Source organism: Streptomyces sp. BK340, from assembly GCF_007827595.1.
Lineage (GTDB): Bacteria > Actinomycetota > Actinomycetes > Streptomycetales > Streptomycetaceae > Streptomyces.
Window position 1 is genome coordinate 148,749 of record NZ_VISR01000025.1, and the last position, 18,629, is coordinate 167,377.

General features: G+C 73.6%; 15 protein-coding genes. 11 read left to right on the top strand and 4 right to left on the bottom strand.

Annotation, left to right across the window (positions count from 1 at the left end; all coding sequences use genetic code 11):
- Positions 1-19: 19 nt before the first annotated feature.
- The 10 genes from FB157_RS34445 to FB157_RS34490 all read left to right on the top strand — a co-directional run bounded on the left by FB157_RS34445 (position 20) and on the right by FB157_RS34490 (position 11,128).
- Entirely contained in the window at positions 20-661 is a 642-nt protein-coding gene (locus tag FB157_RS34445; protein WP_145884601.1) for a hypothetical protein, read from the top strand.
- A gap of 170 nt (positions 662-831) precedes the next feature.
- Positions 832-1,488, top strand: coding sequence for a sigma-70 family RNA polymerase sigma factor (locus FB157_RS34450; protein ID WP_145884602.1), 657 nt, complete (start codon positions 832-834; stop codon positions 1,486-1,488).
- A 143-nt stretch (positions 1,489-1,631) separates the two neighbouring features.
- The gene (locus FB157_RS34455) at positions 1,632-2,699 is read left to right on the top strand and encodes an ABC transporter substrate-binding protein (RefSeq protein WP_145884603.1); all 1,068 of its coding nucleotides are present in this window, start codon (positions 1,632-1,634) and stop codon (positions 2,697-2,699) included.
- Between the two features lie 2 nt (positions 2,700-2,701).
- Entirely contained in the window at positions 2,702-3,772 is a 1,071-nt protein-coding gene (locus FB157_RS34460) for an iron ABC transporter permease (protein ID WP_145884629.1), read from the top strand.
- Positions 3,769-4,605, top strand: coding sequence for an ABC transporter ATP-binding protein (locus tag FB157_RS34465; protein ID WP_145884604.1), 837 nt, complete (start codon positions 3,769-3,771; stop codon positions 4,603-4,605). Before FB157_RS34460 ends, FB157_RS34465 begins: the two co-directional genes overlap by 4 nt.
- Positions 4,606-4,616: 11 nt before the next feature.
- Entirely contained in the window at positions 4,617-6,011 is a 1,395-nt protein-coding gene (locus FB157_RS34470) for an MFS transporter (RefSeq protein WP_261386719.1), read from the top strand.
- A gap of 674 nt (positions 6,012-6,685) precedes the next feature.
- Positions 6,686-8,515: an asparagine synthase (glutamine-hydrolyzing) gene (asnB, locus tag FB157_RS34475; RefSeq protein ID WP_145884605.1), complete on the top strand. Its 1,830-nt coding sequence runs from the start codon at positions 6,686-6,688 to the stop codon at positions 8,513-8,515.
- A gap of 9 nt (positions 8,516-8,524) precedes the next feature.
- Positions 8,525-9,754 carry a cytochrome P450 gene (locus FB157_RS34480; protein WP_145884606.1) on the top strand — a complete coding sequence of 410 codons (1,230 nt, stop codon included), beginning with the start codon at positions 8,525-8,527 and terminating at the stop codon, positions 9,752-9,754.
- Between the two features lie 27 nt (positions 9,755-9,781).
- A complete protein-coding gene (locus FB157_RS34485) occupies positions 9,782-10,720 on the top strand; it encodes an L-tyrosine/L-tryptophan isonitrile synthase family protein (RefSeq protein ID WP_145884607.1) in 939 nt (312 codons plus the stop codon).
- A gap of 9 nt (positions 10,721-10,729) precedes the next feature.
- Positions 10,730-11,128 (top strand): ACT domain-containing protein, encoded by a 399-nt coding sequence (locus tag FB157_RS34490; protein ID WP_145884608.1) that lies wholly within the window; start codon positions 10,730-10,732, stop codon positions 11,126-11,128.
- Positions 11,129-11,218: 90 nt separating this feature from the next.
- Here FB157_RS34490 and FB157_RS34495 read toward each other — a convergent pair whose 3' ends face one another.
- Together FB157_RS34495 and FB157_RS34500 are read right to left on the bottom strand one after the other, a co-directional pair.
- Positions 11,219-13,498 carry an FUSC family protein gene (locus FB157_RS34495; protein ID WP_145884609.1) on the bottom strand — a complete coding sequence of 760 codons (2,280 nt, stop codon included), beginning with the start codon at positions 13,496-13,498 and terminating at the stop codon, positions 11,219-11,221.
- A gap of 19 nt (positions 13,499-13,517) precedes the next feature.
- Positions 13,518-14,750: a cytochrome P450 gene (locus tag FB157_RS34500; RefSeq protein ID WP_145884610.1), complete on the bottom strand. Its 1,233-nt coding sequence runs from the start codon at positions 14,748-14,750 to the stop codon at positions 13,518-13,520.
- A 262-nt stretch (positions 14,751-15,012) separates the two neighbouring features.
- On the opposite strand from FB157_RS34500, the gene FB157_RS34505 reads away from it, so the two are divergent.
- Complete coding sequence (locus FB157_RS34505; RefSeq protein WP_186581819.1) at positions 15,013-16,374, top strand: tannase/feruloyl esterase family alpha/beta hydrolase; 1,362 nt, start codon at positions 15,013-15,015, stop codon at positions 16,372-16,374.
- On the opposite strand, the gene FB157_RS34510 is transcribed toward FB157_RS34505, so the two are convergent.
- Both FB157_RS34510 and FB157_RS34515 read right to left on the bottom strand, forming a co-directional pair.
- On the bottom strand, positions 16,363-17,961 hold the full coding sequence (locus FB157_RS34510) for a glycerol-3-phosphate dehydrogenase/oxidase (protein ID WP_145884612.1): 1,599 nt from the start codon (positions 17,959-17,961) through the stop codon (positions 16,363-16,365). The genes FB157_RS34505 and FB157_RS34510 overlap by 12 nt on opposite strands.
- Positions 17,958-18,566, bottom strand: a complete 609-nt coding sequence (locus FB157_RS34515) for a TetR/AcrR family transcriptional regulator (RefSeq protein WP_145884613.1) — start codon at positions 18,564-18,566, stop codon at positions 17,958-17,960. Before FB157_RS34515 ends, FB157_RS34510 begins: the two co-directional genes overlap by 4 nt.
- Between the last annotated feature and the right edge of the window lie 63 nt (positions 18,567-18,629).

Consider the following 18,629-nt stretch of genomic DNA (forward strand, 5'->3'; position numbering starts at 1 on the left):
GATGCGAGGATGAGACGCCATGACAGCAGGGTGGTGTTCTCGCACGGTACGGGCCGCGGTGTTCGCGGCCGTCTGTGTGCTGCTCGCCGCCCTGGGCCACGTCATGATGTCGGGTCAGCACGTGCCCGGGTGGGCACTGGCCGCAGGCCTGGCCGTCACCGGTGCCGCAGGCTGGTCCCTGGCGGGCCGTGAGCGCGGGGTCCCGCTGATCGTGACTGTCGTGGTCGCCGCCCAGGCGGCGCTGCACGAGGCATTCTCGTTCGCCCAGTCGGCCTCCGCGCCCATGCCGTCGATGCCGATGGACTCCATGGACATGGGCTCCATGGGACACATGGACATGAGCGGCACGGATCACCTGGCGCACATGGGCCACACCATGGGCGACGGCTCGTCGTCCTTCGGAATGCTCGCCGCCCACCTCTTCGCCGCCCTGCTGTGCGGTCTGTGGCTGGCGTACGGCGAGCAGGCCGCGTTCCGCATCCTGCGGGCCGCGGCCGCGCGGCTCGCGGCACCGCTGCGGCTGCTGCTCGCCCTGCCCGACACACCGGTCCGGCCGCGGCCGCGCGTCCGCCGGCGTCGCTCGCGGCGTGCGCCGCGGCTGCTTCTCCTCGTCCACTCGATCATCTCGCGGGGTCCGCCCGCCGGGGTCGCTGTCGCCTGACGACAGCCGGTTTCCCGAGGCCGCCCCGTGCGCCTCGGGCCTCGGCCGTACGCCCGCGCCACGCCGTACCCCCGCGTGAGCGCCCGTAGGGCCCATTCCCCTCTCACCGGACCCCCGGCACCCGATCGTGCCCGCGGCCCGGATCCCGGATGACCCGAGAAGGACACCAGGTGATCACTCCTGCCCTGCCCACCTCGCCCGAAGACAGCGCCGTCGGCGGCAAAACGGTGTCGACCGACGAGTCGATCACCGCGTGGGCCCTTGCGGCCCGGGGCGGCGACCCCCGTGCCGTGGAGCGTTTCGTGCGTGCGTTGCACCGCGACGTCCTGCGCTACGTCGCCCATCTGTGCGCCGACCCCCAGGCCGTGGACGACCTGGCGCAGGACACCTTCCTGCGGGCGCTCGGCAGCCTGCACCGCTTCGAGGGCCGTTCCTCGGCCCGCGCCTGGCTGCTGTCCATCGCCCGCCGCGCCGTCATCGACAGCTACCGGTACGCGGCCGCCCGGCCCCGGCTGTCCGACGTCCCGGACTGGCAGACGGCCGTGGAACGGGCCCAGCCGCGCGACCTGCCCGGCTTCGACGAGGGCATCGCCCTGCTGGATCTGCTGGCCGCCCTGCCGGACGAGCGCCGCGAGGCGTTCGTCCTCACCCAGTTGGCCGGTCTGCCGTACGCGGAGGCGGCCGCGGCGAGCGGCTGTCCGGTGGGCACCGTGCGCTCCCGCGTGGCGCGGGCCCGCGCCACGCTGATCGATCTGCTGGACGATCGGGGCAGCTCCCACGCCCCCGAGGCAGTGGGGGGCGACGCGCCCGCCGTCGTGGCGGTCTGAGTCCGCCGTGAGGGTGCCGGTCTCTGCCGGCACCCTCGGCTTCGGCGGTGTCGACCGGGCGGGAACTCCAGGCATGTCCGCCCCGACTACTGGACCGGGCGACGGACGTTCGCCCGAGTACCAAGTGGACCTGGAGACATTCGATGCGTGTGCGTGTGTGGGGCGGTACCGCGGCCCTCGTGCTCGGCGGCCTGCTGACGGCGGGCTGTGGCGGGGGGAAGGAAGCGGCGGACGAGAGCGCGGGCAAGGCCGTCTCCGGCGGCTATCCGGTGTCGGTCACCGACTGCACGGGCGCCAGGACGACATTCTCCGCCGCACCGAAGAGGATCGTCACCAGCAACGCCTCCGCCCTGGAGCTGCTGCTCCGCCTCGGCGCGGGGGACCGCGTGATCGGCACCGGCTTCCCGCCCGGCAAGGGCAGCCTGCCGCGCGATCTCGACGCGAGGGCGCGGAAGGTCGAGGTTCTCAGTGAGAGCGTCATACCCAAGGAGAAGCTCCTCGGATCCGGCGCCGATCTGTACCTGGACACCTTCGCCTCCATGGGCGGCATGGGCGGCGGGGGCATGGGGGACGCGCCGACCGAGGAGGAGTTCCGGGCGGCCGGGATCAAGCACATCCACCTGAAGTCCACGGCCTGCGCCGCCGGGAGCAGGACCCCGGTCACCGACCTGTCGGCGGTCGAGGCCGACATCACCTCCCTCGGCGCGGTCACCGGCACGAGTGCCAGGGCCGAGGAACTCGTCGCCGGGATGCGGCAGAAGGTGGCCGCCGTCCGGAAGGCCGCCGGCGGCAGGCCGGAGAGCGCTCGGCCGACGTACTTCTTCTTCGACTACGACGCCGGCACCAAGCAGCCCACCGTCACCTGCAACCGCCAGATCGCCAACGCGGTGATCACCCTGGCCGGCGCCCGCAACGTCTTCGCCGACTGCGACGGCGACTTCAAGCAGGTCGGCTGGGAGGACGTGATCTCCAGGAACCCGGACTGGATCCAGCTCGGGGTGCGCGACCGGGGCAGCGACGCGGCCGACGAGAAGGCCTTCGAGGAGGCGGAGAACTGGCTGAGGTCCAACCCGGCCACCAAGGGGCTGAAGGCGGTGCAGGAGGGCCACTTCGTGCGCGTCGGCTCCGAGCGGACCACCATCGCCGGGGTGGAGAACGCCGACACGGTCGAGGCGATCGCCCGGGCCCTTCACCCCGGGAAGGTCCGTTGACGGTGCTGTCCACGCCGACCGCGTCCCGCCGTCCGCGGACGCAGACGCGGACTCTTCCCGTGGTGTCGCTCGCCCTGGTCCTCGGCGCGGCGCTGCTCGCCGCGCTGACCGCGGCCGTCGCCTGGGGCTCGACCTCCATCGCGCCGGGCGAGGTGTGGAACGTGGTGTGGCGCCGGCTGTCCGGTGACGCGCCGCGACCGGGCACCGACGACCTCATCGTGTGGCAACTACGCTTCCCACGCGCCCTGTTGGCGACACTCGTCGGCGCCGGCCTCGGTCTCGTCGGTACGGCGGTGCAGGCCCTGGTGCGCAACCCGCTGGCCGACCCGTACCTGCTGGGCATCTCCAACGGCGCCTCGCTCGGCGCGGTCGCCGCCCTCGTGCTCGGACTCGGTGCGGGCGGAGCGCTGGGCCTCGGTCTGTCCGGCGCGGCCTTCGCCGGAGCGCTGGCCACCTTCGCCCTGGTCTGGGCGGTGGCCCGGCGCGGCGGCGGCTTCGCACCGCTCAGACTGGTGCTGGCCGGCGTGGCCGTCGGCCAGTTCCTGTCCGGCTTCACCAGCTACCTGGTGTTGCGGGCCGGGGACGAGCAGCAGACGCACAGCGTCCTGTTCTGGCTCATGGGCAGCCTCGGCGGAGCGAGTTGGCAACTGCTCGCCGTGCCCGCCGTGACTGTGCCGATCGCCCTGCTGTGGCTGCAGGCCCGCGCCCGCGGGCTGAACGCCCTGCTGATGGGCGACGAGACGGCCGCCGGACTCGGTATCGACGTCGGCCGCCTGCGCCGCGAGCTGTTCACGGTGACCAGCGTGCTGACCGGTGTCCTGGTCGCGGTCTCCGGTGCGATCGCCTTCGTCGCGCTGATGGTGCCGCACGTGTGCCGCCTGCTCGTCGGCGGCGACCACCGGCGCCTGCTGCCCGTCTCCGCGCTGTGCGGTGCCCTGCTGCTGGTCGTGGTCGACATCGTCTGCCGGACGGCCATGGACACGCAGGAGCTGCCGGTCGGCGTGGTGACGTCGCTGCTCGGAGCCCCCGCGCTCCTGTACCTGCTGGACCGGCGCCTCGGGAGCGGCAGTTGAGGATCGACATCGAGGACCTGCACGTCGCCTACGCCGGGCGCACGGTCGTGGCGGGTGCCCGGCTCATCGCCGGCCAGGGCGAGATCACCGGCCTGGTCGGCCCGAACGGCAGTGGCAAATCGACGCTCCTGCGCACCGTCTACCGGCACCTGCGACCCGCCGCGGGACGCGTGCTGCTGGCCGGCACCGACCTGCGCGAGCTGACCCCCGTCGAGTCGGCCCGGCACATCGCGGCCCTCCCGCAGGAGCGCGGCAGCGACTTCGAGCTGAGCGTGCGCGAGGTCGTGGCCATGGGCCGTACGCCCTACAAGCGTGCCTTCGCCGGGGAGGACGCCGCCGACCGGGACATCGTCCTGCGGGCACTCGTCGACGTCGGCATGGCGGAGCACGCCGGACGCCGGTTCACGGCCCTGTCCGGCGGCGAGCGCCAACGGGTCCTGCTGGCCCGCGCGTTCGCCCAGGACCCGGACGTGCTGGTCCTGGACGAGCCGACCAACCATCTCGACGTCCGGCACCAGGTCGAACTGCTCGCCCTGCTGCGTGCCCGGCGCCGTACGACCCTGGTGTCGCTGCACGACCTCAACGCGGCCGCCTCCGTGTGCGACCGGCTGCATGTGCTGCACGCCGGAACCGTGGTCGCCTCGGGGCCGCCGCGCGAGGTCCTTACCCCGGCGCTGATGGCCGAGGTGTTCGGCGTACGGGCGGCCGTCGTCGACCACCCCCTCACCGGCGACCCGCTGATCGCCTTCGACCACCGCGCCGGGAACTCCGAGGCCGTTCGCCCCGACTTGTGGGACGGGGCCGCCGACCGGCGGTCCACGTGCGAAGGGTGAGGGGCGGCAGGGTGACACACGAGGGGCCCGGCTCGGAACAACCCGGTGACATACCCGGCGGTGCCGACCACTGGCCGCTGGTTGGGCTGGCGGGCCTGCTGTCGTTCGTGGCGATGCTCGACATGAACATCGTCAACGTGGCCCTCGCGGACATCGCCGACGGCCTGCGGGTGTCCTCGGCGACCGCCCAGTGGGCCGTACTCGGCTACCAGCTCCCCGTGGTGGCACTGCTGTTGCCCGCAGGACGATGGCTGGACGGGGTGAGCCTGCGCCCGGCCGTGCTGTCCGCCACCGCGGGCTTCGCCCTGTGCAGTGCGCTCGCGGCCCTCGCACCCTGGGCGGTCTGGCTGATCGCCGCCCGGCTCGCCCAGGGTGCCTTCGCCGCCGCGCTGTTCGTCCTGATGCCGGTCCTCGCGATCCGATCCGTACGGCCCGAGGCACGTGGCCGGGCCATGAGCGTGCCCGCGACCCTGGGCCCGCTGGGCGCGGTCACCGGACCGGCCGTGGGCGGTCTGCTGCTGGACCACTTCGGCTGGCACTCCGTGTTCCTGGTGAAGCTCCCGTTCTGCGCGCTCGCACTGGTGGTGGCGTGGCGCGCGCTGCCGCGCGAGGGACGGCTGCGCCTGCCCGGCCGACGCGAGTCGGCGGACGCGCTCCTGGTCGCGGGCGGCGTGGCCGTGCTGCTGCTGGCGCTGACCCTGGCTGCGGACACGGACACCCCGGCGTGGCTGCTGCTCGCGCTCGCCGCCCTACCGCCGGTGTGGCGGTGGCTGCGCGGCCCGGGCGGCCGCCCGGTGGCCGACGTGCTGCGGGCCTCGGCGCTGCTGCGGCCGCACGGCGCCGTGCTGGCCCTCGCGACCGGCTTCGCCGCCCTGCACTATGTCGTCGCCCTGCACCTTCAGCGCGAGGACGGTGCCAGCGCCACGGCCACCGGCCTCACGGTCCTCGCCTTCCCGCTCGCCATGGGCCTGGCCGGACCGCTCGGCGGGCGCCTGGCGGATCGGTACGGTGCCCGTCCGGTCGCCGTGACCGGAGCCGTGCTCACCGCGTCCGGCCTCCTGTTGTGCGTGCCGCTGGGCGACGGTTGGTCGCTGCTGGACGTGGCCTGGCGGCTGGCGCTCGCCGGCCTCGGCATGGGCCTGAACGGCGGACCGGCCCAGGCCCTGGTCATGGGCGCCGCCCCACCGGACCGGACGGCCACCGTCGGGTCCACGGTGCAGCTCGCCCGCAGTCTCGGCTTCACGCTCGGCCCCGCGCTGGCCACCACCGCCTGGACCCTGGCCGGTGCCCGGGCCGGGCTGTATCTGGCCGCCGTCGCCGCCTGCCTCGCCGTACCGCTGCTCGCCCGGCCCGGCCGGCGGCCCACCCCCCTCTCCGAGAAGTCCGCCGACTCCGTTTCCCCCTGACCAGGAGGAGTCCAGTCCGCATGCTCACTCGCCCCGGGCCGGCGTCCTGCCGCTCTCCCCGAGAAGCCCACCGACCCGGTCTCCACCTGTCCCGGGAGCCGACCGGCGCTCGCCCCGCCATGCCGGTCCCCGGCCAACGTCCCTGAGGAGGAACACCGACCCGGTATCTCCCTGACCAGGGGCTGCTCCGACGCTCGCCCCGCCCGGCCTGCATCCCGTCACCGTCCCCGAAAGACCGCCCCCGGTCTCCTCCCGCCCCCGGGAGTCGATCTGCGCCGGCCCTGTCCGGCTGATCCCCGGCCAACGTCCCTGAGGAGGAACACCGACCCGGCATCTCCCTGACCAGGGGCTGCTCCGACGCTCGCCCCGCCCGGCCCGCATCCCGTCACCGCCCCCCGAGAAGACCGCCCCGCATCGCCTGCCCCAGGAGCCGACCGTGTTCGCCATGCCCGGCCGACGCCCCGTCACCGCCCCCGAGAAGACCGCCCCCGGCCGCCCCCTGACACCCGGGAGCCGACCCGTGCTCGCCCTGTCCGGTCGGCCCCCGCCCCCGCCCCCGCCCCCACCCCTCCCTGACCAGGAGCCGACTCACGCTCACCCGGCCTGGCCGGCACCCCGCCGCCCTCCCCGAGAAGACCACCGCCCCACATCCCCCTGACCCAGGAGCCGTCCCCATGTGCGGAATCACCGGCTGGGTGTCCTTCCACAGCGACGCCCGCACGCAGACCCCGGTCATCGAGGCCATGACCGCCACCCTCGCCCCGCGCGGCCCGGACGCCGGAGGCGTATGGCTCGGTGAGCGGGCCGCGATCGGCCACCGGCGACTGGCCGTGATCGACCTCGAAGGCGGCGTACAGCCGATGACCGACCGGCCCGACGAGCCGACGATCGTGCTGAGTTACAGCGGGGAGGTCTACAACCACCACCAGCTGCGCGGCGAGTTGCGCCGCAGAGGACATGTCTTCCGCACCCGCAGTGACACCGAGGTGGTGCTGCGCGCCTACGCCGAATGGGGCGAGGCGGTGGCCGAGCACCTGGAGGGCATGTTCGCGCTCGCCGTGTGGGACGAGCGTGAGCAGCGGCTGCTGCTGGTGCGGGACCGGCTCGGCGTCAAGCCCCTCCACTGGGCCGCCGTCGACGGCGGCCTGGCCTTCGCCTCCGAGCCGAAGGCGCTCTTCGCCCACCCGGAGATACGGCCCCGGGTCGACGCGGACGGGCTGCGGGAGGCGTACAGCCTGCTGTTCAACACCGGGCCGACGGTGTGGTCCGGGGTACGGGAGGTCGAGCCGGGCGGGCTGCTCGTCCTGGACCGGGACGGCATCCGTGAGCGCCGCTACTGGCAGCTGGAGGCGGCCGCGCCCCACACCGACGACCGGGACGCGACCGTCGAGCGGATACACGAGCTGGTCGGCGCCGCAGCACGCGGCCAGCTGGAGGCCGACGTCCCGCTGTGCAGCCTGCTCTCCGGAGGGATCGACTCCACCGTCCTGACCGCCCTGCTCGCCGCTGAACTCCGTTCGCGGCAGGGGCCCGAAGCCCGGATCCGCTCCTACGCGGTCGACTACAGCGACCAGGCCGTCGAGTTCACCGGTGACGTCCTGCGCACCGGCCACGACACCCCGTACGCCGTCGAAGCGGGCGCCTTCATCGGCACCGACCACAGCACGGTCGTCCTCGACCCGCGCGCGCTCCTCGACCCCGGGCACCGCACGGCGGTCGTCGTCGCCCGGGACTCGCCGATCGGCGTCGGCGACATGGACACCTCGCTGTATCTGCTGTTCGGCGAGATACGGCAGCACTCCACCGTCGCCCTGTCCGGCGAGGCCGCCGACGAGGTCTTCGGCGGCTACCCCTGGTTCCACAGTCCCAGGGCGCTGGCCGCCGGCACCTTCCCCTGGCTGCTGGTGACCGGCGACGAGGCCGCGATGCCGCTCAACCCCGAACTCGACCTGCGCATGGCCGAGTTCCGCGACGACACCTACCGCACCGCCCTGGCCGCCGTACCCCACCTCGACGGCGAGACCCCCGCCGAGCACCGCCTGCGTGAGCTGCAGCATCTGTCCCTGACCCGCTGGCTGCGCCAACTCCTGCACCGCAAGGACCGGTTGAGCATGGCCCAGGGCCTGGAGGTGCGGGTGCCGTACTGCGACCACCGGCTCGTCGAGTACGCCTTCACCACACCGTGGGCCCTGCAGAGCCACGACGGCAGGGAGAAGAGCCTGCTGCGTGCAGCGGGAGCCGGCCTCGCCCCCGACTCGGTGCTCCACCGGCCCAAGAACCACTACCCGGCCACCCACCACCCCGACTACAACCGCGGCCTTCAGCAGCTGGCCCGCGACGCCCTCGCCGCCGAGCAGGTCCGCGCCCTCACCGACGAGACCCTCCTCAAGCCCTGCCTGGACACACCGCCCGACCGGCTGGAGTGGGGGCACCGACTGCGCCTGGAACGCGTCGTCGACCTGGCCCTCTGGCTGGACCACTACCGCCCCGAACTCGCCCTCTGAGGAACACCCATGACGACACTGCCCGACCCGGTCCCCCTGATGGGCTGCCCCTACAAGAGCAACCCCTACCCCCTCTACGAGCAGATGCGCGAAGCCGGCCCGGTCCACCGCGTCCTCTTCCCCAGCGGCGTACACGCCTGGCTGGTGACCGGCTACGACGCCGCCCACTCGGCCCTCGGCGACGACCGGCTCGGCAAGAACCACGACCGGGGCAACGACCGCTGGCGCGCCCGCGCGTCGATCATGCCCGAGCCGCAGCACTCACGGCTTCAGGTCCACCTCCTTCACCAGGACCCGCCCGAGCACACCCGCATGCGGCGCCTCGTCACCGACGCCTTCGCTCCGCGCCGCATCGAGAGCCTGCGCCCCCGCTTCCAGGAACTGGCCGACGCGCTCGTGGCCGCGCTGCCCCAGACCGGTCCCGCAGACCTCGTCAGCGGCTTCGCCGCGCCCTTCCCCTTCCAGGTCCTCGCCGAAGTCATCGGTCTCCCGAAGAAGTTGGCGGAACGCTTCGACCGTGACTGGGGCAAGGTCGTCCAGCCCGTCGGACCCACCGACCCCGGGCGGCCAGCGTACGAGGCCCGGCTGCACGGCCTGCAGAGCTACATCGCCGACATCGTGGCCCACAAGCGGGAACACGAGGACGACGACCTGCTCAGCCGGCTCGTCGTGGCCCGGGACCGGGGTGAACTGTCCCAGGAGGAGCTGGACTCCATGATCTTCCAGCTTCTGGTGGCCGGCCAGGAACCGGTCACCAACCAGATCACCACCGCCCTGATCGCACTGTTCCGCCACCCGGACCAGCTGGCCCGCCTGCGCGACACCCCGGACCTGCTGCCCCGCGCCGTCGAGGAACTCCTGCGCCACGACAGCGCCTTCGAGCTGACCACCTGGCGCTTCTTCGACCGGGACAGCGACCTGCACGGCACCACGATCCCGGCCGGCGACTCCGTGATCGTCTCCCTGTGCGCCGCCAACCGGGACCCGCGCCGCTTCCCCGCCCCCGACACCCTCGACCTCGGCCGCAGCCCCAACCCCCACCTCGCCTTCGGCCACGGCGTCCACTTCTGCCCCGGCGCCGCCCTGGCCCGCGCCGAACTCCAGATCGCACTCGGCACGCTGCTCGCCCGGCTGCCCGGCCTGCACCTCGCAGTCGCCGACGAGGACCTCGCCTGGATCCCGGCCGTCCTGGGCCGCGGCACCCACCACCTGCCCGCCGGTTACGACCGACGCCGCTGACCGAGACCCCTCTCCCCAAGGAGTGACATGCTGTTGACGACCGCCTCGCCCACGCGCATCAGCACGGACATCCTGAACCTGCTGCTGCCGTATCACCGCACCACGGACCGAGCACCCGCCCCCGCCGAGGCGTTCGCGCACCAGCGGCGCCGGATCGCCGGCTTCGTGCGCGCCGGCGCACCCGTCGAGTTCACCCTGCCCGGCTTCCCCTGCAAGTCCCCCAACCCGGCCAAGGTCCTCGGCCACCTGCCCGACCGGGCGGAGCGCCTGTCCCTGTGCTTCCTGAACACCCTGTGCGCCGAGATCGAACGGATCCACCCGCCCGGCGCCCGGGTGGTCATCTGCTCCGACGGCCATGTCTTCGGCGATCTCGTCCGGGTGCCCGACCGGCACATCGACGCGTACGGCGACGAACTGCGAGCCCTCATCATCGACTTGGGGCTCGGCAACCTGTCGGTCTTCGACCTCCGGGACGTCTACGGCCCACTTCCGTACGACGTGAAGCGCGCCCATGTGCAGGACCGCTACGCCCCGACGGCCGAGGCCCTGCGCGCCCTGGTCCGGTCCGACGACGCCACCCGCGCCCTCTACCGCGGCATCACCCGCTTCCTCGTCGAGGACACCGCCGACTTCCCCGGCACGCGCTCCGCCCTCCAACGCGAGTGCCGTCGGCGGGCCTACGACGTCATCCGGCGCAGCCGCGCCTGGGGCGCCCTCATCGCCGAGCACCACCCCCGTGCCGTCCGGCTGTCCATCCACCCCCAGCCCGTGGGCGACGTCAAGTTCGGTATCCGTCTGCTCGACGCCCCGGACGTCTGGACCACTCCGTGGCACTCGGCCGCCCTGCGCCGCACCGACGGCACCTGGACCCTCCTGCCCCGCGAGCGGGCCGCCAGGCTGGGCCGTCTGGTCGACCACGACGACAGACCGAGCCATTTCGAGCAGCACCGATCGCACGTTCCGTAACGTGGGATCATGACCGGCGAGAGAGATCTGCAGAAGCTGCTGAGCGGGATGCGTCCGGAGCTGAATCCGGGCCGCTACGTGTTCACCACCGTCGAGGGCAATGTGCCCTCCGGCATCACCCCTGTGGTCACGGTCGCCGAACAGGAGGGCCTGACCCTGGTGGCGCGGCTGGACGAGGCGGACGCGGCGGGGCTGGGGTACGACTACGTGGCCGCCTGGATCACCCTGCGCGTCCACTCGGCACTGGAGGCGGTGGGGCTGACCGCCGAGGTCGCGCGGGAACTCGCCGAAGCCGGCCTGAGCTGCAACGTCGTCGCCGGATTCCACCACGACCACCTTTTCGTGCCGTACGAGCACGCTCACCAGGCGGTGGCCGTCCTGGAGAGTCTGGCCCGGCGCTCCGCCTGATCCGGAACCGTGACACGGGGGTTGTCGCGGCCCACAGCGACTCCGCCCTCGACCGAGCGGTGCGTGTTCTCCCGGCCGCCCGAGCGGCGGTCAGCCCGTCTCCCCGGGCCGGGCCGCCGCTGCCAGGCTGGGCTGGAGGCGGCTGGCCGCGTTGATGTGGTCGACGGTCCAGATGACGCGTACCGCCGTGTCGGAGGCCCGCCCGTCGGCGTCCCGCAGGTCACGGCGGACCGAGTCGACCAGACTCGCCTCGGCCGCGGGGTCGGGCGGCAGCGGATCCCGGACGGCGGAGCGACCGGCCAGACTGACGGCCAGATCCCGGTACCAGCCGGCCACCCGGCCGGCGGCACTCAGCAGCACCAGGCGTGCCTCGGCGCGGTCCGTGCCCGTGTGCAGCTCGCTCGCGCGCTGCCACAGTCCGAGCACCGCGTCCGCGGCGAGCCGAAGACCCACGATTCCGGTGACCAGGGTCGTCAGGTCAGCCAAGGAGACGGGCTTCGCCCCGCGTTCGGCCAGGAAGCTCCTGAACGCGTCGTCGAGCCTGCGCGCCGCGGCCGCAGCCTCGCGGCCCTCCTCCAGCGGAGCGTCCGCCGCCGTGGGCCGGACACCGCACCGGCCCACGGCGTACTCGACGGCCCCGGCCAGATAGCGGGCGCTGCCGGTGTACGCCTCGGCCAGCGCCCGGTCCACGGCGGCCGCGGCACCGCGGGGCCAGAAGAACAGCCCGACCAGCACGCTCACGGCGCAGCCGATCCCGATGTCCTGGACCCGCAGCAGCACGATGTGCCAGTCGGGGTGCTGGCCGATGTTGAACAGGATCACCAGCGTGATGGTGAAGGCCGCCTGACCGGCGGCGAAGGACACGGCGGCCGGGGCGATGCCGGCGATCAGCACCGCGACGGGCAGCAGGAACCACAACGCGGTGCCGTGCCGGCCGATGAGCTGCAGCAGCCCGGCGCCGATGACGGAGCCGGCGATCGTTCCGCCCAGCGCCCGGATCGCGTTCTGCCCGGTGCTGAGAGCGTTCGAACGCAGCACCGACAGGGTGCCGAGCAGTACCCAGAACGAGTGCTGCACGCCCGTCAGCACCGCCAGGGTGACCGCGATGCCCAGACCGACCGCGCCCCGGAGACTGTTGTGCAGCCACACCGAGTTGGGGCGCAGATGGGCGACGGCCCGCTCGCGCGCCGCGGCCAGCGGCCGGCCCGGGCCGCCTGGTTCGAGGCCGAGGAGCCGCTCCGGCCAGCTTCGTCGTTCCGCCGCGGCCGCCAGATCCACGTTGTCCGCGACCTGGAGGGTCGCGAACCCCAGTTCCTGGGCGCGGAACGACATGTCGAGGGTCTCCAGGAAGGCACGGACCCCCGGCTCCGTACTCGGCCCGGGCAGGTGCACCGGCAGCAGTGCGGTGGCGCTGCGCTCCATCCGGCCGATCGCCGCGCGCAGCCGTGCCGTCCCCACGCGCAGCGCGTCGGGGGAGCCCCGCGGCTCGTCCAGCAGATCGGCGGTCCGTTCCAGCACGGACGCGGCTGCCTGCCGCACCACGAGGGCCCGCGGATCGCAGACCGGGTGGCCGCCCGACGGCGGAGCGCTGTCCGCCACGATCGTGCTGAGCCAGGTCAGTTCGTCGACCAGCCGCACCAGGGCGCGCGAGCCGGCGGACAGGCCGGTGGGCCGGTAGGGGGTCCCGTCGAACGCGGTGCGCAGGTCGGCCGCGGCGACTGCCGTCTCGTCGGCGGTCTCCCGGCACCTGCGCACGCCCGGTGCATCGGCCCCTGCCGCCAGGTGGGAGGCGTCGGTGCGCAGCTGTGCCGCGGCCGCCCGGCACACCCGGGCGGCGGGCGCGCTGAGCGGGTCCGCGGTGGGGCGCGGCCACAGCAGCGAGACGGCGAGCAGGGCGGCGGCCGAGGCGAGTCCCGCGCCGGCGAGCCGCTCGGGCAGCTGCGACAGCGGCGCGGGCGTGGTCACCGGCAGCACGAAGGCGAGGAGCAGCGCCGTCGAGGCGCCGGCGAGCACCGAGCTGACCACCCCCGAGAACAGCACCACGAAGCCGACCACGACGGTGGCGGTGACCGCGACCCAGCTCTCGCGGGCCGCGAGCGTACCCAGAAAGATGAGCAGCAACCAGGCCACCGCGAGCCCCACATGGGCGCGCAACCGCTGCACCGTCGGTCCGGTGAACTCGACCAGCAACAGCATCGAGAAGGAGCCGAACGCCGCGAAGGTCGCCATCGCCGACGAGTGGAACACCTGTGTGCACAGCGCGAACAGCGCCGGCATGACCAGGGCGGTACGGGCCGCCCTGCGCGTGGCGGCCAGCTCCGGGTCGCGCGAGCACAGCCACGCCGGGATCCTCGTCCACCACCTCGGCATCGGGCCGGCCTCCTGCGCGCTACCAGGTCACCGGCAGGGCCCTCGGCCCGCGGATGAGTCCCTCGCGCTGGAACTCGACCTCGGCGGCGGGTACGGCGAGCCGGACACCGGGGAAGCGGTCGAGCACAGCCTTGATCATGACCTCGGCCTCCATACGGGCCAGCAGAGCCGCCAGGCAGAAGTGGGGGCCGTGCCCGAAGGCCAGGTGGCCGGCACCGTCCCGGTCGAAGTCCAGCACGTCCGGTTCGGGGAAGACCGAGGGATCGCGGTTCGCGGCGACATAGGCGTTGTACACGGCCTCGCCCTTGCGGATGACGTGACCGCCGATCTCCACGTCCTCGGTGGCGATGCGGGGGATCCCGACACCGTTGCGGTGCGGGACGAAGCGGTACAGCTCCTCCACGGCCCTGGGCAGCAGTTCGGGAGCGCCGCGCAGCCTGTCCAGCTGCTCCGGATGGGTCAGCAGCGCGTACATCATCGAGCCGCTGTTGTTGCGCACCGCGTGACCGCCGCTGACGTAGATGGCCATGGCCAGCGAGATCGCCTCCTCGTCGGTGATCTCACCGGCCCTGGCGGCGTGGGCCAGTACTCCCGCCAGGTCGTCGCGGGGTTCGGCGCGGCGGCGTTCGAGCAGGTCGACCACGCGGCTGCGCGTCGTGCGCCGCGCCGCCTGATTGCGTGCGCCGCCGTCCGGCGCCTTGGACAGGAGCGCTTCGGAGTTCCCGGCCCACTCGTGCCAGTCGTCCTCGTCCGCGCCGAGGAAGAAGCAGACGACGGCGATCGGGAAGGGGGTGTGCAGATGCTCCATCAGATCGCCCGGAGGGCCGGCCTGCTCCATCCCGTCGAGCATCCGATGCGCGGTGCGCTCCGCCAGCGGGCGCAGCCTGGCCATGCCCTTGCCGGTGAACGCCCGGGCCACGACCCTGCGCAGCCGGGTGTGCCGGGGCGCGTCGATGTACTGCAGGCCCGCCGTCTGCGAGGCCACGGCCTGCGGCACCATGCTGGTCACCGAGCTGCCGACGACCCGCTCACGCGAGAAGCGGGGATCGGACGTGACGAAGCGGACGTCCTCGTACCGCGTGACCAGCCAGGCGTGCCCGGAGCCGTACGGCAGGCTGATCCGGGTGATGGCCTCGTCGCGGAGCGCCTCGTCCAGGAAGGGATCCGGGTCCAGGGCCGGAAGGTCGTCGACGGCCCAGGGCCGCACCGGAGGAGGAGGCGACGCGGACGCGGATTCCGGTTCGAGGGTCATGGCGCATCACTCCTGAAAGTCCCGTTGCCCGGGCGTGGAGCCCTGGTTGAGCAGCCGACCTCGCCCGGACGGCGGGAGCGGCCTGTCACCCTCGGCCACGCCCTGTCCCTTCTCTGTCCCTCCCCGTAGCGTGCCGCAGGCACCGACCGCCCGCACGCCGGAGACGCCCGTCGCAGCATGTTCGTCGGCTCTACTGCGGACGCCACCGGAGTGTGGGCTCCCTCCATGGCCGGCCTGGCCCAGCAAGCCAACGATGTGCGTCATGCGCCCCAGTCGACGAACCACCCTCCTGTCCGCCGCCCTGCTGGCGGCGTCGGCGGTCACCCCCGCGGCCGCCGCCCGAGCCGACGACGGTTCCGGCCGCCGGCGCCGGATCACGGTCCCCGGCGCCGAACGGCAGCTGCTCTCCCGTCACGACGACCTGACGACCAGTGCCCTCACCGGCACGCCCTACACCGACCCGGCCGACTGGGCCGGACTCGCCGCCGCGGGCACCCACAACCCCTCCGGCGTGCCCGGCTGGCAGATCGACGGCTACTTCCCCGGCTCCTCGCACCTCAACACCACGCACGGGTGGAACCACGACGCCCAGTTCGTCATCCGGCTGCCCGAGGAGTGGAACGGCAAGCTGGTCGTCACCGGCGCCCCCGGCGTCCGCAGGCAGTACTCGATGGACACCCTCGTCTCCGACTGGGTACTGGCCCAGGGCTGCGCCTTCGCCGCCACCGACAAGGGCAACTGCGGCCCGGACTTCTACACCGACGGCGTGCGTCCCGGCGACGCCGTCGCCGAGTGGAACCGGCGCACCACCCAGCTGACCCGGGCCGCCAAGGCCGTGGTGGCCCAGCACTACGGACACGCCCCGCGCCGCACGTACATGACCGGGATCTCCAACAGCGGCTACCTCACCCGCTGGCAACTGGAGAACCACCCCGAGCTGTACGACGGGGGCGTCGACTGGGAGGGCCCGCTGTGGCGGCCGCAGGGCCCGAACCTGCTCACCTTCCTGCCCACCGCCGTCGCCCGCCAACTGGGCCGGGCCGACGACGAGGACATGTACGCGGCCGGCTTCGCACGCGGGTCGGAGTTCCTTTGGCCGTACCACGAGAAGGTGTACTGGGGCCTGACCCAGAAGATCTACCGCGCCGAGTTCGACCCGGGCTACGACCCCGCCTGCCCCGGCGCCTCGGCCGGTACGACCCCGGAGGAGATCCTCGCTCCCTGCCCCTCCGACGCCGCGTACGACTACGCCGCACGGCCCGGGCCCGTCCATGACGCCGTCGCCCGGATCTCGCTCACCGGCCGCATCGGCCGGCCGATGATCACACTGCACGGAACCCTGGACGCGCTGCTGCCCATCGCAGTCCAGTCCGACGTCTACGCGCGGATGATCGCCGAGCAGGGCCGGTCCGTACTGCACCGGTACTACCGGATAGAGGGCGGCACCCACGTCGACAGCCTGTACGACACCTTCCCGGACCGGCTGCGGCCGATCCTGCCCTGCTACCGGGCCGCCTTCACCGCGCTGACGGCCTGGGTGGAGCGGGGCGAGGTGCCGCCGCCGAGCGGCACCGTTCCCCGGCCGCGCTCCGGTGCTCCGGTCGACACCGGCTCACTCACCTGACCTCGGTCGGGCCGGGGTGTCTGCCTGCGCCAGGACCTCCCCGGCGATCGCGAGCGCCTCGGCGCGGTCCTCGGGGACGACACCGATCCGGGTGCGCCGGTCCAGCAGGTCCGCCGCGTCGAGTGCACCCTCGTGCCGGGCGGCCCACACGAGTTCGGCCCGGGTGACCGGATGCCCCGGCAGCACCGGTTCGGCCAGGGCCGGATCCCGTTCCATGAGGGCGTGGACGGCCGGGGCCTCGGTGCCGTAGCGGCGGACCAGCCGGCGTGGCGCTGGCACGGCGCGCAGCCGGTCCGGCGCGGTGGCGCCGACCAGCGGCAGGGAGGCGGTGGGGGAGGGGCGCAGGGGCAGGCCACGGGCCTCCACCGCGGCGTCCACGGCGTCCTGCGCCATCCGGCGGTAGGTGGTGAGCTTCCCGCCCACGACGGTGGTCACCCCGTCGGGTGAGGTCAGTACCGCGTGCCGCCGGGAGATGTCGGAGGTACGGGCCGGTGCGTCACCCGGGCCGTCGTGACCGCTGGTGTCCAGCAGGGGGCGCAGCCCGGCGAAGGCGCCGACGACCTCGTCCCGGCGTACCGGCGTGTCCAGTACGGACCCGAGCACGTCCAGCAGGAAGCCGATGTCGGTCTCGGGGACCTCCGGCACGTCGGGGACCGGGCCGTCGACCGGCTCGTCGGTGAGTCCGACGTAGACCCGGCCGTCCCCCTGGGGCAGCACCAGGACGAAGCGGTTGGTCTCGCCGGGGATCGGGAGGTGCAGGCCAGCCGGCAGGGCGCCGAGCCGCTCCGAGCGCAGGACCAGATGGGTGCCGCGGGAGGGCCGGATCCGAATCCCCTCGACCAGGTCACCCGCCCACACACCGGCGGCGTTGATCACGGCGCGGGCGCGGATCTCGCCCTCCTCGCCGGTGAGTTCGTCGCGGATGCGGGCGCCGGTCCCGGTCGACTCCAGCACCCTGACCCGGGTCAGCACCCGGGCGCCCCGCGCGGCGGCGGTCCGCGCCAGCGCGGTCACCAGCCGGGCGTCGTCGGTGACCTTCCCGTCCCAGGACAGCAGCCCGCCGCGCAGGTCGGCCGCGCGCACCGAGGGCGCCAGATGCCGGGCCTCCGTCGCCGACAGCCGGCGCGGGGCGGGCAGCACCTGCCGCGGGGTCCGCGCGGCCAGCCGCAGCATGTCGCCGGCCCGGAACCCGGCCCAGGCCAGGGAGGACTGCGCCCGCGACACCAGGGGAGTCAGCGGCAGCACGAACGGCTGGGCGGCGACCAGGTGCGGGGCGGTGCGGGTCATCAGGACACCGCGTTCGACCGCGCTCTCGTGGGCGACGTCGAACTGTGCGGAGGCCAGATAGCGCAGCCCGCCGTGGATGAGCTTGGAACTCCAGCGGGAGGTGCCGAAGGCCAGGTCGTGCGCGTCGACCGCGACGACGTCAAGACCGCGGGCGGCCGCGTCCAGGGCGGCTCCGGCCCCCGTGGCGCCGAGCCCGACGACCAGGACGTCGGCGACCCTGCCGTCGGTGGCCTCGGCCAGTTCCCGGGTCCGCCGGCCCGCGCTGAGGGACGAGCCTCGTGCGGCCTCGTGGTGGCTCATGGCGTCAGGGTCCTCTCCAGAAGGGTGCGCAGCTCGCCCAGCAGGGCGGCGGAGTCGAGGTCGGGGTCGTCCTCGTCGGTCATCGTGCGCAGGGACAGGGCGAAGGACTGCACGATCAGCAGCAGGCCCCGGGCCTGCCGCTGGAGGTGAGCGGTGCGTACCGATCCGTCCGCGTGGCCCTCGCGCAGTGCGCCGGCCAGCAGCTCCAGCAGCGCCTCCTGGCTCGCCCCGCGCCGGTCGAGCACGTAGGGGAGCAGCAGTTCGGGATCGACGTCCACGATCTTGCGGAAGAGCGGGTGGGCACGGAACGCCTTCACCCCGGCCACCAGACCCGCCACGATCCGGCCGCGCGTGTCGGTGCCGGGGGCGGGCTCCGGTATCGCGCGGGTGGCCACGTCGATCCACTCACGGGTCATCAGATCGCCCACCAGTGTGCGCAGGTCGGGCCAGCGCCGGTACAGCGTCATGCGTGAGACGCCGGCGCGGCGGGCCACGTCGGCGAGGGTGGTGCGGCGGACCCCTACGGCCAGTACGCAGTCGCGCACCGCGTCGAGCACGTGATCGTTGCCAGAACTGTCTGCACCGTTGTGACGAATAGGCGTCATGTGTCACAGTGTAACGCCCCGGGGGCCGGGCGGAGACGCCGCCGCGCGAACCGAGCACACCGA

Coding starts and splice junctions, on each gene's coding strand:
- FB157_RS34445 (WP_145884601.1), top strand. CDS start 20: ATGACAGCAGGGTGGTGTTCTCGCACGGTACGGGCCGCGGTGTTCGCG.
- FB157_RS34455 (WP_145884603.1), top strand. CDS start 1,632: ATGCGTGTGCGTGTGTGGGGCGGTACCGCGGCCCTCGTGCTCGGCGGC.
- asnB (WP_145884605.1), top strand. CDS start 6,686: ATGTGCGGAATCACCGGCTGGGTGTCCTTCCACAGCGACGCCCGCACG.
- FB157_RS34480 (WP_145884606.1), top strand. CDS start 8,525: ATGACGACACTGCCCGACCCGGTCCCCCTGATGGGCTGCCCCTACAAG.
- FB157_RS34485 (WP_145884607.1), top strand. CDS start 9,782: ATGCTGTTGACGACCGCCTCGCCCACGCGCATCAGCACGGACATCCTG.
- FB157_RS34490 (WP_145884608.1), top strand. CDS start 10,730: ATGACCGGCGAGAGAGATCTGCAGAAGCTGCTGAGCGGGATGCGTCCG.
- FB157_RS34495 (WP_145884609.1), bottom strand. CDS start 13,498: ATGCCGAGGTGGTGGACGAGGATCCCGGCGTGGCTGTGCTCGCGCGAC.
- FB157_RS34500 (WP_145884610.1), bottom strand. CDS start 14,750: ATGACCCTCGAACCGGAATCCGCGTCCGCGTCGCCTCCTCCTCCGGTG.
- FB157_RS34505 (WP_186581819.1), top strand. CDS start 15,013: ATGCGCCCCAGTCGACGAACCACCCTCCTGTCCGCCGCCCTGCTGGCG.
- FB157_RS34510 (WP_145884612.1), bottom strand. CDS start 17,961: ATGAGCCACCACGAGGCCGCACGAGGCTCGTCCCTCAGCGCGGGCCGG.
- FB157_RS34515 (WP_145884613.1), bottom strand. CDS start 18,566: ATGACGCCTATTCGTCACAACGGTGCAGACAGTTCTGGCAACGATCAC.